This is a genomic window from Streptomyces durocortorensis, from assembly GCF_016901035.1.
Taxonomy (GTDB): Bacteria; Actinomycetota; Actinomycetes; order Streptomycetales; family Streptomycetaceae; genus Streptomyces; species Streptomyces durocortorensis.
The window spans coordinates 30,631-43,735 of sequence record NZ_JAFEUF010000013.1; the positions used below are offsets into that span (position 1 = coordinate 30,631).

Annotated in this window: 11 protein-coding genes; 3 read left to right on the forward strand and 8 right to left on the reverse strand. The window is 72.4% G+C overall.

All coding sequences use genetic code 11. The features are described from left to right. Positions 1–232 precede the first annotated feature (232 nt). The gene (locus tag JS521_RS04830) at positions 233–1,486 is read right to left on the reverse strand and encodes a cytochrome P450 (protein ID WP_205081466.1); all 1,254 of its coding nucleotides are present in this window, start codon (positions 1,484–1,486) and stop codon (positions 233–235) included. A 312-nt stretch (positions 1,487–1,798) separates the two neighbouring features. Here JS521_RS04830 and JS521_RS04835 point away from each other — a divergent pair, with 312 nt between their 5' ends. After that, a complete protein-coding gene (locus JS521_RS04835; RefSeq protein WP_030707937.1) occupies positions 1,799–2,977 on the forward strand; it encodes a steroid 3-ketoacyl-CoA thiolase in 1,179 nt (392 codons plus the stop codon). A 44-nt stretch (positions 2,978–3,021) separates the two neighbouring features. On the opposite strand, the gene JS521_RS04840 is transcribed toward JS521_RS04835, so the two are convergent. The 6 genes from JS521_RS04840 to JS521_RS04865 all read right to left on the reverse strand — a co-directional run bounded on the left by JS521_RS04840 (position 3,022) and on the right by JS521_RS04865 (position 10,446). Next, the gene (locus tag JS521_RS04840) at positions 3,022–3,912 is read right to left on the reverse strand and encodes an ECF transporter S component (protein WP_205081467.1); all 891 of its coding nucleotides are present in this window, start codon (positions 3,910–3,912) and stop codon (positions 3,022–3,024) included. After that, positions 3,909–5,837, reverse strand: coding sequence for an ABC transporter ATP-binding protein (locus JS521_RS04845; protein WP_205081468.1), 1,929 nt, complete (start codon positions 5,835–5,837; stop codon positions 3,909–3,911). Before JS521_RS04845 ends, JS521_RS04840 begins: the two co-directional genes overlap by 4 nt. Further along, the gene (locus tag JS521_RS04850) at positions 5,834–7,024 is read right to left on the reverse strand and encodes an energy-coupling factor transporter transmembrane component T (RefSeq protein WP_205081469.1); all 1,191 of its coding nucleotides are present in this window, start codon (positions 7,022–7,024) and stop codon (positions 5,834–5,836) included. Before JS521_RS04850 ends, JS521_RS04845 begins: the two co-directional genes overlap by 4 nt. Continuing rightward, complete coding sequence (locus tag JS521_RS04855) at positions 7,021–7,755, reverse strand: SCO2322 family protein (protein WP_205081499.1); 735 nt, start codon at positions 7,753–7,755, stop codon at positions 7,021–7,023. Before JS521_RS04855 ends, JS521_RS04850 begins: the two co-directional genes overlap by 4 nt. Positions 7,756–7,781: 26 nt before the next feature. Further along, positions 7,782–9,050, reverse strand: a complete 1,269-nt coding sequence (locus tag JS521_RS04860) for an SCO2321 family membrane protein (protein WP_205081470.1) — start codon at positions 9,048–9,050, stop codon at positions 7,782–7,784. A gap of 337 nt (positions 9,051–9,387) precedes the next feature. Beyond that, positions 9,388–10,446, reverse strand: coding sequence for a Strvi_7410 family MBL fold metallo-hydrolase (locus tag JS521_RS04865; protein WP_205081471.1), 1,059 nt, complete (start codon positions 10,444–10,446; stop codon positions 9,388–9,390). Between the two features lie 205 nt (positions 10,447–10,651). Between JS521_RS04865 and JS521_RS04870 the strand changes: the two genes are divergently transcribed. Both JS521_RS04870 and JS521_RS04875 read left to right on the forward strand, forming a co-directional pair. Beyond that, the gene (locus tag JS521_RS04870; RefSeq protein WP_205081472.1) at positions 10,652–12,121 is read left to right on the forward strand and encodes an aldehyde dehydrogenase; all 1,470 of its coding nucleotides are present in this window, start codon (positions 10,652–10,654) and stop codon (positions 12,119–12,121) included. Continuing rightward, complete coding sequence (locus tag JS521_RS04875) at positions 12,121–12,354, forward strand: ferredoxin (protein WP_205081473.1); 234 nt, start codon at positions 12,121–12,123, stop codon at positions 12,352–12,354. Before JS521_RS04870 ends, JS521_RS04875 begins: the two co-directional genes overlap by 1 nt. A gap of 8 nt (positions 12,355–12,362) precedes the next feature. On the opposite strand, the gene JS521_RS04880 is transcribed toward JS521_RS04875, so the two are convergent. Then, complete coding sequence (locus JS521_RS04880) at positions 12,363–12,932, reverse strand: SMI1/KNR4 family protein (RefSeq protein WP_205081474.1); 570 nt, start codon at positions 12,930–12,932, stop codon at positions 12,363–12,365. Positions 12,933–13,105: the final 173 nt, after the last annotated feature.

The following is a 13,105-nucleotide window of genomic DNA, read 5'->3' on the forward strand; positions in this document are numbered from 1 at the left end:
CCCCGCGGGGTCGGCCGCCGCCGCCTCGCCCCCCGGGGGCCGGCGCTCCGCCCGCCGCGGGTTTGGGCGCCCTTCGCGGGGGCGCGGGGGGGGGCCGCCCCCCCCCCCCCCCCCCCCCCCCCCCCTTCGGCATGGATCGCCGCGCCTCCATCGTCCGCCCGCGCGGCCCGTGCCGCCACTCGGGACCGGTGTACCGGTGTACGGATGTACGGATGTACTGGCGGAACCGGTGTCAGGATTCCGCCGCCGTGGTCACCTGGAGCTGCTTGATGCCGTTGAGCCAGGCCGACCGCAGCCGGCGCGGATCCTCCAGCAGCCGCAGATCCGGCAGCACGTCCGCGATGGCGTTGAAGATCAGGTCGATCTCCATCACGGCCAGCGACTTGCCCAGGCAGAAGTGCGGGCCGCCGCCCCCGAACCCGAGGTGCGGGTTGGGGTCGCGGGTGATGTCGAAGGCCTCCGGGGAGTCGAACACCTCCGGGTCGTTGTTGGCCGAGGAGTAGAAGAGACCCACCCGCTCGCCCTTCCTGATCCGCTGACCGCCCAGCTCCAGATCCTGGGTGGCGGTCCGCTGGAAGGAGACCACCGGGGTCGCCCAGCGCACGATCTCCTCGGCGGTCGTCTTCGGGCGCTCCCGCTTGTAGAGCTCCCACTGCTCGGGGTGGGTCAGGAAGGCGTGCATGCCGTGGCTGATCGCGTTACGGGTCGTCTCGTTCCCCGCCACCGCCAGCAGGATCACGAAGAACCCGAACTCGTCGGAGGACAGGTTGCCTTCGCCCTCCGCCGCGACGAGCTGGCTCACGATGTCCTTCGCCGGACACTCCTTGCGGGCCGCCGCCAGGTTCATCGAGTACGCCACGATCTCCATGGCCGCCTCGGCGCCGACCTCCTCGGTGATCGCGTACTCCGGATCGTCGTACGCGGCCATCTTGTTGGACCAGTCGAAGATCTTGGACCGGTCCTCCTGCGGTACGCCGATGAGCTCGGCGATCGCCTGGAGCGGCAGCTCCACCGCGATGTTCGTCACGAAGTCGAAGGAGCCGTCCGCGTCCGCCGACGCCAGGGCCGTCTCGACGATGGAGCGGGCCCGGGAGCGCAGGGCCTGCTCCAGCGAACGCACCGCACGCGGGGTGAAGCCGCGTTGGACGATCTGGCGGACCCGGGTGTGCTCGGGCGGGTCCATGTTCAGCATGATCAGTTTCTGGACGTCGATCTGGTCCCGGCTGATCGTCTCGTTGAAGCGGATGACGGCGGTGTTGGTGTTCGAGGAGAACAACTCCGGGTGCGTGGAGACGTACTTGACGTCCGCGTGCCGGGTGACGACCCAGTACCCCTCGTCGCCGAACCCGGAGATGTTCGGCGGCTGGGTGCACCACCAGACCGGTGCGGTCTCCCGCATCAGGGCGAACTCCGGGTGCGGTACACGGTCCGCGAGGAGGTCGGGATCGGTGAAGTCGAACCCGTCGGGCAGATGGGGGCAGCGCATGGGCACCTCTCCACTCCGGATCTGGCGGCGAACCGTCCGACGAATGCGACTGTCTGACGCTCCATCAGAATGTGTCCGCAAGGTAGTAACGAGTTCTACAAGTGGCAAGAGCCGTGGCCGGATCCGTTGCCTCCGGCGCCCGTGCGCCCCCGTCGCCCCGCCGCCTCGCGGGAGGGGTGTACGCGCAGTGCGTGCACGCCCCTTGCGCAGCCGGGTCGCCGTCACGAGACTGCTTGGCAGAACTAGAACGCGTACTAGTTCCTTCCGCGGGCGCCGGGACGCCCCCTGCGGAAGCGAGGAGAGGACGAGCTCATGGCCGCGGAACCCGTCATCGTCGAAGCAGTACGCACCCCCATCGGCAAGCGTGGAGGCGCACTCGCCAATCTGCACCCCGCCTATCTGCTGGGCGAGACCTACCGTGAACTTCTCGGCCGCACCGGCATCCAGGCCGACTGCGTCGAACAGATCGTCGGCGGCACCGTCACCCACGCCGGCGAGCAGTCGATGAACCCGGCCCGCACCGCCTGGCTGACGGTCGGCCTGCCCTACGAGACGGCCGCGACCACCGTGGACTGCCAGTGCGGCTCCTCGCAGCAGGCCTCCCACATGGTCGCCAACATGGTGGCCGCCGGGGTCATCGACGTGGGCATCAGCTGCGGCGTCGAGGCGATGTCCCGGGTGCCGCTGGGCAGCGGCTCGAAGCACGGCCCGGGAAAGCCCTGGCCCGACGAGTGGAACGTCGACCTGCCGAACCAGTTCGAGGCCGCCGAGCGCATCGCCCGCAAACGCGGCCTGACCCGGGAGCGGGTCGACGCGCTCGGCCTGCTCTCCCAGCAGCGGGCGGCCGCTGCCTGGGCCGAGGAGCGCTTCAAGCGCGAGACGTACGCCGTCCAGGTCCCGACCACCGAGGAGGAGCAGGCGGCCGGGCAGGGCATGTGGCGGCTCGTCGACCGGGACGAGGGGCTGCGCGACACGTCCATGGAGGCGCTCGCCGGGCTGAAGGCCGTCATGCCGAGCGCGATCCACACCGCGGGCAACTCCTCGCAGATCTCGGACGGGGCCGCGGCCATCCTGTGGTCCTCCAAGCGGATGGCCCGGGCCCTGAAGCTCAAGCCCCGGGCCCGGATCGTCGCCCAGGCGCTGGTCGGCTCCGACCCGCATTTCCACCTCGACGGTCCGATCGACGCGACCCGGGCGGTGCTCGGCAAGGCCGGCATGTCGCTGCGGGACATCGACCTCGTCGAGATCAACGAGGCGTTCGCGTCGGTGGTCCTGAGCTGGGCGCAGGAGTTCGAGGCGGATCTCGACGGCCTGGAGAAGGTCAACGTCAACGGCGGCGCGATCGCGCTGGGCCACCCGGTCGGCGCGACGGGCGCCCGGCTGATCACCACGGCCCTGCACGAGCTGGAACGCCGGGACAAGGAGTTCGCGCTGATCACGATGTGCGCGGGAGGAGCCCTGGCGACGGGAACGATCATCCAGCGGCTGTGACCCGGTGACGGCAGTCCTGACCAGCTCGGGGCCGTCCCCTCGGGCTACCTCTCGGGCTGCCTGCCCGGCTCACGTCCTGGCTCGCTTTCCGGTTCACGTCCCGGCTCGCTTCCCGGCTCCCCGAACGCCGCCCGCGCGTCGAACGCGGCGCGGCGGGTTGCCCGGCGCAGCGCCTTCAGCAGCGTCGGGCCGAGCGTCAGGGTCAGCACCACCGTCAGCACCGCCCGCCCCAGGTCCCAGCCCAGGGAGGTGGTCAGGTAGTAGGCGACGAACCGCACCAGGTTCTCGCCCAGCGGGTCGTCCTCACCGAACGAGATCCCCGAGCCGACACCGGTGAGGAGCGGCCAGCCCTGCAGATTCATCACCGCCCCGTAGGCGAACGCCGCGACGCACCCGTACACCGCGAGCATCGCCAGCTCGGCCCGCCCGCGTAGCCGGTCGGGCCCCGGCAGCAGGCCCGCGCCCATGGTGAACCAGCCCATCGACAGCATCTGGAACGGCATCCACGGCCCGACCCCGCCGGTCAGCAGCGCCGAGGCGAACATGGTCACCGAGCCGAGCACGAAGCCGAACCCCGGGCCGAGCACCCGGCCGCTCAGCACCATCAGGAAGAACATCGGCTCCAGCCCGGCCGTCCCCGCGCCTAGCGGGCGCAACGCGGCCCCCACCGCCGCCAGTACGCCGAGCATCGCTACGGCCTTCGCGTCCATCCCGGACTCGGAGATCGTCGCCACCACGACCGCGACGAGCAGCGGCAGCAGTGCCGCGAACAGCCAGGGCGCGTCCTTCGCGTGCGCGAGCCCGGACCCGCCGTCCACCAGCAGCGGCCACCCGAAGGCGACCACCCCGATGGCCCCGGTCAGCAGCAGCACGGCCACCGACTTCGGCCCGAGCCGTACGGGCCGGGGTGCCCGGACCCTCTGCGTACCGCTCATGCTCCCGCCTCCAGGGCGTCGCGCACCTGGGACACGGTCAGCCACTCCTGCGGGGCGAGGATCTTCGCCGTCTGCGGGGCGAACGCGGGGGAGGAGACCACCACCTGCCCGGTCGGACCGTCCGCGACGACCTCCCCGTCGGCGAGGATCACCACCCGGTGCGCCAGCTCCGCGGCCAGCTCCACGTCGTGCGTCGCCAGGACGATCGCGTGCCCCTCGGCCGCGAGTCCGCGCAGGACGCCGACGAGGCGGCCCTTCGCCGCGTAGTCCAGGCCCCGGGTCGGCTCGTCCAGCAGCAACAGCGGCGGGCGGCCCGTCAGCACCAGTGCCAGGGCGAGCGCGAGGCGCTGCCCCTCGGAGAGGTCCCGGGGGTGGGTGTCGTCCCCGACCCCCGGCAGCAGCTCGGACACCAGCGCCCGGCAGGTGCCCGCCACCGCTCCCGCGTCCTGGTCGGCGGCGGCGCACTCGGCGGCCACCGTGTCCGCGTACAGCAGATCGCGCGGCTCCTGCGGTACGAGGCCGACCCGGCGCACCATCGCCCGCGGGTCCGTCCGGGCCGGGGCCAGGCCGCCTACGCGCACGGTGCCGGAGGTGGGCTCGATCATGCCGACGAGGGCCCCGAGCAGGGTGGATTTCCCGGCCCCGTTACGTCCCATCAGGGCCACCGTCTCGCCCGGGGCGACGGTGAGCGTCACCCGTCGCAGCGCCTCGACCCGCCCGCGCCGCACCCCGAGCCCGTCGACCCGGGTGACCGGATCGGCGGCGGCCGGGGTGACCGGGGCGGCGGACCCTCGTCCCAGCAGCCGGGCGAGGCGGCCGGGGCGGGGCCGCGCCGCGGCGCCCACCCGCCCCCCTGTGCAACCCCGGCCCCACGCCCGGGGGACCGCCGAAACAGCCGGCCCCCCCGCCCCCCCCCGGGGCGGGGGGCCGGGGGGGGGGCGGGCCGCGGCGACCACCGGACCCGGTGTCCTCCCCGGTCCCGACGCCCGGGGAACGTCCGTACCTGCGGGCACCGAGGCCCCCGGCAGGTGAGAGCCCGACGTGCCCTCCGGTGCTCCCGACATGCCCTCCGATGCTCCCGGCGTCCCCGTGGGCGCGGGCGGCGACAGGTCCGCCAGCCGCTCCCGCAGCCCGCCCGCCCCGCGCCGGGCGTCCCGTACCGACAGGGGCAGCGGATCCCAGCCCGCGAGCAGGCCCAGCTCCGCCACCGGCGGCCGGACCGGCGACACCTTCATGATCTCGGCGGGCGGCCCCAGTACCGGGGGAGCGCCCGGGGCGGGCAGCAGGACGACCTGGTCCGCGTACTGCACGACCCGCTCCAGCCGGTGTTCGGCCATCAGCACGGTCGTGCCCAGGTCGTGCACCAGCCGCTGGAGCACCGCGAGGACCTCCTCGGCCGCCGCCGGGTCCAGCGCGGAGGTCGGCTCGTCGAGCACCAGTACCTTCGGGTGCGGGGTGAGCACCGAACCGATCGCCACGCGCTGCTGCTGGCCGCCCGACAGGGTCGCGATCGGCCGGTCGCGCAGTTCGGCCAGGCCCAGCAGATCGAGGGTCTCCTCGACCCGGCGGCGCATCACGTCCGGGGCGAGACCCAGCGACTCCATGCCGTACGCGAGCTCGTCCTCGACGGTGTCCGTGACGAAGTGGGCCAGGGGATCCTGGCCCACCGTGCCGACCAGATCGGCCAGTTCACGGGGCTTGTGCGTACGGGTGTCACGGCCGTCCACCGTGACCCGGCCCGAGAGCAGCCCGCCCGTGAAGTGCGGGACGAGCCCCGAGACCGTACCCAGCAAAGTCGACTTGCCGACACCGGAGGGGCCGACGAGCAGCACGAGTTCGCCCTCGGGGACCGTGAGGTCGACCCCGGACAGTGTGGGGTGCTCCGTGCCCTCGTACCGCACGGAGACCCGCTCGAACCTGATCACGCCTGCTCCTTGCCGCGTTGCGCCGGTCTGTCGACTGCCGCCCGGTTCGACGGCGGTACGGGGGCGACCAGCGCGGGCAGCAGCCCGATCAGCGCCGCCGCCGCCGGCCACAGCGGCAGCACCGGCGCGGTCAGCGGTACGACACCGGGGCGCAGCGCCTCCGGATCCACCGCCCCCGCCCAGATCATCGCCGCCGCGACCGCCGCACCCGAGCACGCCACCAGCCAGGCCCGCACACCCCACCGGTCCGGGCGATAGCGGGTCCGCACCGAGCGCCGCCCGCCGAGCCGCAGCCCGGCCATCGCGACGACCAGACCGGCCAGCAGCAACGGCAGCCCGTACACCGCTCCCTGCGCGGCGAGCAGCCCGTACGTGCCGGCGCACACCCCGAGCAGCCCGCCGAGCGTGAGCACGTTGGTGGTGTGCCGGACGGCCGCCGGGACCTGGGCGGTACGCCCGTACCCCCTCGCGTCCATCGACGCGGCCACGGCCACCGACCGCTCCAGCGCGCCTTCCAGCACCGGCAGCCCGATCTGTGCCACGGCCCGGACACCACCGGTCGGCCGGCCCCGCAGCCGGCGCGCGGTCCGCAGCCGGACCACATCCGCGACCATGTTCGGCGCGAACGTCATCGCGACCACGACGGCGACCCCCGCCTCGTACAGCGCACCGGGCAGCGACTTCAGCAGTCGGGCCGGGTTGGCGAGCGAGTTCGCCGCGCCGACGCAGATCAGCAGGGTGGCCAGCTTCATCCCGTCGTAGAGGGAGAAGACGAGCTGCTCGGCGGTGACCCGGCCGCCGATCCGCACGCCCTGCGCCCAGTCGGGCAGGGGAAGTTCGGGGAGCGTGAACACGGTGTGCGTGCCGGGGATCTGCGAGCCGAGGAAGACGGAGAAGACCAGCCGCAGCGCCACGACGAAGAGCCCGAGCTTGATGAACGCCCCGTAGGAGCGGGCCCATGGCGCGTCCGTGCGCCGGGCCGCCACCACATATCCGGCCACCCCGATCAGCAGCCCGAGCAGCAGCGGGTTCGTCGTCCGGGACGCGGCGGTGGCGAGCCCCAGCGCCCACAGCCACCACGCCCCGGCGGGCAGCGCGTTGGCACGGTCCGCCTCGGGGGCGTGCAGGGCGCGGCGCAGCAGCCGGACCGGGGTCGACGCCGGGGCGGGGGCCGGAGAGGCGGTCACCGGCGGCGGCGGGCCTGGACCACGGCGGCGATGCCCAGCAGCAGGACCGCGCCGAGGCCGACGAGGAGCCCGACGGACGGACCGCCGCCGCCCCCGTCACCTTCCTCGCTCTTCTCCTGGTCGTCGGTGGTCTTCGCGGGGTCGGACGGCTTCGCGCTGCCGGTGTCGCCGGACACCTGCTCGCCGCAGCCGGACTTCGGATAGCCGGAGATCGCGCAGAGCATGGCGCTGCTGTCGTACCGCAGCGGCTTCGCCACCGCGGCGAGCGCGTCCGCACTGCTGGCGTCCGGCGCGACCTGGGCGCAGGCGGTGCGCAGGGCGGGCGGCTTCTCCCCGTCCGGCGCGTCCGCCGACGTACCCGGATCGATCACCAGCGCCACCCGCTTCTGCCCGTCCTCCGCCGGGGTGCTCGCGCAGATCGCCCCGAAGTCGGGGGCGCGGCGCGGCTGGGCGGCGTCGCCGGAGTCCTCGCTGACGGCGAACCGGAAGCCCTGGACCGTACCGTCGTCCGGGCGCAGGAGGGACGGCCCCTGGGTGGCGTACTCCCAGTTCTTGCCGTTGCCCTCCCAGAAGGACCAGTAGCGGTATCCGGCGGCCTGAGCGCTGCCCGCGCCGAGGAGCACGGCGGAGGCGGCGACGAGGGCGGCCAGGAGGGCGACGAGGGGCGCGCGGAGCCGCGCCGGGGCGTGCGTGCGGCTCACGGCTGCCGACTCTTCCGGCGTACGGCTCACGGCTGCCGACTCCTCCGGGGTACGGCTCACGGCTGCTGCTTCTTCCGCCGCATGCTGAGCAGGAAGCCGATGCCGGTGCCGGCGAGCAGCCCGATGCCGATCAGCCACCCCAGGCTCAGCCCGCTGTCGTCGCTGTCCGTGCCGCTGGAGGGCTGCGGACCGGTCGGCGTCGGGGAGGGGAGGGCGGTGGCCGCCGGGGAGGGGCCCATCGTGTTGAGCTGCTTGACGAGGTCGACCCCGCCGAAGCTGCGCGCGTCGGCGCCGGTGGCGTGCGCGGCGAGGATCAGCTGCGCGGTGGCGGCCGGGCCGCCCTGCTTCGCCCAGCCGGTCGCGGTGTTCTGCAGCCAGGCGACCGACGCCTTCGCCTTGTCCGCGTGCCCGGAGGCGGCGAGCGCGACGACGGCGTCCGCGGTGTTGCCGAAGTCGGGCTGCGGGTCGGAGTCCTCGGCGCCCGGCATCGGGGCCTGCTCCAGGTACGGCGACTTCTTCAGCGTGTCCGCGAGGAAGAAGGCGCCGTTCTGGGCGCTCTGCTCGGGGCTGAGGTCGTCGCCCTTCGTGCAGGCGGGGGCCTTGACCGCGTTGGACGTACCGGAGGCGATGCCCTTGCCCATCAGACCGAGCACGGAGGCCGCGGTGGCGTCCATGTTGGCGGCGAGCTTGCCCTTCTTGTCCGGCTGGTAGGCGAACGCGCCGCCGTCCTTCTCGCCGCAGGCGATCTCCAGGGACTGGAGCGCGGTGTACGGGGTGCTGCCGTCCTTGGTGGTGAGCTCGTTGACCGGGACGCCGGTGCGGGCGAGCGCGCCGATGACGATGGAGGTGGAGTTCGCGTCGGACGGGCTGCCCGGGTTGTAGCCCCAGCCGCCGTCCTCGTTCTGCACGGACTTCAGCCAGTCGGCCCCGTTGTTGGCGTCGTCGCGGCGCTGGTTGATCTCGACGAGGGCCTGGACGGCGATGGCGGTGGCGTTGGTGTCCATCACGGTCGACGCGTCGCAGGGCTTGGAGGTGTCGGCCCGGTACGAGGTGAACGCCCCGCTGTCGCACTGCTGGCCGGCCAGCCAGTCGACCGCCTGCGTCGACGGCGTGACGTACTCGATCTTCTGCGCGAGGAAGGCGAGCGACTGCCGCCACACCCCGTCGTAGGTCGGGTCCGTGGTGCCGTAGAGCCCGGCCGGCAGATCCGCCGACGGAGAAGGGCTCGGTGCGGCTACCGCCACAGGGGCGACCGCCACGGGGGCGGCGACGCCCAGGAGCACGGCGGTGGTCGCGAGCGCGGCTGCGCTGCGGCGTACGGTCATGGCTGGCTGGGCCTCTCCTGCGAGGGCCGGACTCCCCGGGCGCACGAGGGCACCGGACTCCGGCCCCGTATGCCTCGACGGTGCCGGCCACCGGGGTTCCGATGGCCCGAGGGCCCCTCGTCGATGTGCCGACGGACCCGAGCCGCTCACGCTCCGCGGACAGGGCGGTCCGGCTGCCGTCGGGCGGACGGGTCACGGCTGGGGCGCTGCGCCGGATTCGCTCCGGCGTCCCCCTGTACGGGCATGATGACGACCTGCCCACTCTACCGGTCCGTAGGGGAGGGGCCGGGGGCTGCTCGTGGCGATGTACGTCACCGACGTCGTCCCTGGTGGGGGCTTACACGGCGATGTAGGTCACCGGGGGCCCGCCCGGGACGGCCTCCGCGCGGCCGAGCTTCACGAGCCGCCGCAGATGGGACTCGGCCTCCGACACGGCGATGGACCGCGAACCGTGCGGGATCTGCTCCCAGGGCCGGTTCCACTCCATCCGCTCGGCGAGCTGCCACGGGGTGAGGGGCGTGGCGAGCAGCGCGAGGAGCCCGGTCAGCCGCTCCTCGTGGTGGTCCAGCAGCTCCCGCACCCGCCCGCCCGCGTCGGTGAAGGCGTGCTGATGCGCGGGCAGCACCTCGGCCACCCCGAGCCGCCCGATCCGCTCCAGCGAGGCGAGGTAGTCGCCGAGGGGATCGGTGACGGTGGTGTCGTCGGGGTCCTCGTACAGCCCGATGTGCGGACTGATCCCCGGCAGTAGATGGTCGCCGGAGAACAACCGCCCGTGCCCCGGCAGATTCGCCGGATGCCGCTCCTCCAGATGGAGGCAGACATGGCCCGGGGTGTGCCCGGGGGTCCAGACGGCCCGCAGCCGCCGCCCGGCGAGATCGAGCAGCTCGCCGGGGACGATCTCCCGGTCGGGCAGTGCGGCGCGCAGACCCGGTAGGGTCCGCAGCCGCCCCCCACCACTGCGGGCGGCGCGCAGCGGGGCGAGGTGGTCGTCGGGGGCGCCGACGGCGGCGAGCTTGCGGACGAGGTAGTCGAGCCAGGTGCCGGGCTCGGAGTCCCGGGTGCGGCGGACGATCGCGGTGTCGGCCTCGTGCATGGCGATCCAGGCCCCGGACGCCTCGCGGACCTGGCCGGAGAGCCCGTGGTGGTCGGGGTGGTGGTGGGTGATGACGACGCCGTGGATGTCGGTGACGGCGGTGGAGAGGGCGCTGAGCCCGGCGACCAAGGTGTCCCACGACGCCGGGTCGTCCCACCCCGTATCGATGAGGACGGGCCCCCGGTCGGTGTCGACGAGGTGGACGAGAGTGTGGCCGAGCGGGTTGTCCGGGATGGGGACCTTGATGCTGTGGACGCCACCGCCATGGTCGGTCACCTGCGTCACGTGCGTCACCTGCGCCATGGGCTCCCCATCTCCGCCTGGACCTCCACTGTAACGAGAACTCGTTCCAGTGGTAGCCCGGGTCTACCAACTATTCGCACCCCGGGTGCGGTCCGCGCCGTGGACTCCTGGAACAGGAACTGGTATCAGTTCTGACGAACAGTCAGTTTCGGGTGCACGGGTGTAGGGGTGCACGGGTTCACTGGTTCACGGGAGGGCGACGGCCATGACGGAACGTACGGAGCTGGTGGAACACGGACACCTGTTCATCGGCGGAGAATTCACCGATCCGCTCTCCACCGAGGTCATCGAGGTGATCTCGCCGCACACCGAACAGGTCATCGGCCGTGTGCCGCACGCCTCGGAGGCCGACGTGGATCGGGCGGTCGCGGCGGCCCGCCAGGCCTTCAACGAAGGCCCCTGGCCCCGCATGACGCTGGACGAGCGGATCGCGGTGATCACCCGGATCAAGGACGCCTTCGCTGTACGCCACGAGGAGTTCGCGCGCCTGATCAGCGCGCAGAACGGCACCCCGTACAGCGCGAGCGTCATGGTGCAGGCGCTGGCCGCGATGATGGTCTGGGACTCGGCGATCACGGTGGCGCGGACGTTCCCGTACGAGGAACGGCGCGACGGCGTCCTGGGCCCGCTCCTGGTCCGCCGCGAGCCGGTGGGCGTGGTGGCTGCGGTCGTCCCGTGGAACGTCCCGCAGTTCACGGCGGCGGCGAAGTTGGCCCCGGCGCTGCTGGCCGGCTGCACGGCGGTCCTGAAGGTCTCCCCGGAAACCCCCCTGGACGCCTACGTGCTGGCAGAGATAGCGCAGGAGGCGGGCCTGCCGCCCGGGGTCCTTTCAATTCTCCCGGCGGACAGGGAGGTCAGCGAGTACCTGGTGGGCCACCCGGACGTGGACAAGGTCTCCTTCACCGGCTCGGTGGCGGCCGGCCGCCGCGTGATGGAGGTGGCGTCCCGCAACCTGACCAGGGTCACTCTCGAACTGGGCGGCAAGTCGGCGGCGGTGATCCTCCCGGACGCGGACCTGGAGGCGGCGGGGGCGGGCATCGTCCCGTTCGCCTGGATGATCAACGGCCAGGCGTGCGTGGCCCAGACCCGCATCCTGGCCCCGCGCTCCCGCTACGAGGAAATAGCGGAGGCGTTCGCGGCAGCGGCGGGAGCCCTGCGTGTGGGCGACCCCTTGGACCCGACGACGGAACTCGGCCCCTTGGTGGCACGCCGCCAACAACAACGCTCCCTGGACTACATCAGGTTGGGCCAGGAGGAGGGCGCCAAGATCCTGACGGGCGGCAGCCGCCCCGCCTCCCAGGAACGCGGCTGGTACGTCGAACCCACCCTCTTCGGCTCGGTCGACAACTCCATGCGCATCGCCCGCGAGGAGATCTTCGGCCCGGTGATCTGCCTGATCCCGTACGGAGACGAGGACGAGGCGGTCCGCATCGCCGACGACTCCCCGTACGGCCTGAGCGGCAGCGTCTGGACGGCGGATGTGGAACGCGGCATCGAGGTGGCCCGCCGGGTCCGCACGGGCACGTACAGCGTGAACACCTTCAGCCTCGACATGCTCGGCCCGTTCGGCGGCTACAAGAACTCGGGCCTGGGCCGCGAGTTCGGCCCCGAGGGCTACGGCGAGTTCTTCGAGCACAAGATGATCCACCTGCCCGCCGGCTACCGGGAGGCGTGATGGGCGACCGCTGGCACGTGGAGGTCGACCGCTCGGTCTGCATCGGCTCCGGCATGTGCGTCAACCACGCGGGCGAGGCCTTCTACCTGGACTCGGCCCGCCAGTCCCACCCGACGACGGAGGACCGCGACGCGGGCGAACACGTCCTGGCGGCGGCGGAGGGCTGCCCGGTGGAGGCGATCACGCTGACGCTGACGGGGTCGGGGGAGGTGGTGTACCCGCCGGAGGAGTGAGGGGCGGGTCAGGACCAGACAAGACGCCCGTCGGCGACTTCACAGACCGGGTAGCTTCCATCGGCGATCTTCGTCAGCATCTCTGCCACGGAGTCGAAGTAGTGAGCCAGGGATTCGTACTCGCCCGTGATCGTGATGTCCCCCACGAACCACCTGCCGACACGCCCGTCCCGCACGTTGACGAACTTTCCCATCCAGCCGTCCTGGTCCGACAGGAACGGGATCCACTCATTGCGCCAGAAGGGATTGTCCGGCTGGTCCGGAGGATCGAATCCGCCGGGCGTGAAGCGATTCGCGTACAGTTTCTCGATCGCCCGGATACCCAGAAAGAAGCTTCCCTCGTCCGGGAATCCGACGAAGCCGCAGCACGCCAGATCGTCATCCACATCTTCCTCGGGAAGATCCAGATTGTTCCGCAACAGCCATGCCCGTAGATCCTGGTGGAGAGGAACACCCATCCGTTCCTCGGAGGCAGCGAGCATTCGCTCCGAAGTGGGCCCCGGCAGATCCGCGTGATCGGCGGGGGCGTGCTGCTCAAGAAGACTGACCACACGGGACCAGCTCTCCACCACACTCATTCCGTACTTTCCTCTCCGCGCGGATGCCTCAAACGCCTGCGCCGCCGCTGGGGTTACCGTTCGAAGCGTTGTTGTCGGATGCCATGATCCGTGCAGTTCCTGCGCCGATAACTCACATTGCGGAACGCCGACCGTGACCCGTTCGATGAGCTGCCGCCTGTGATGCCGTCGGC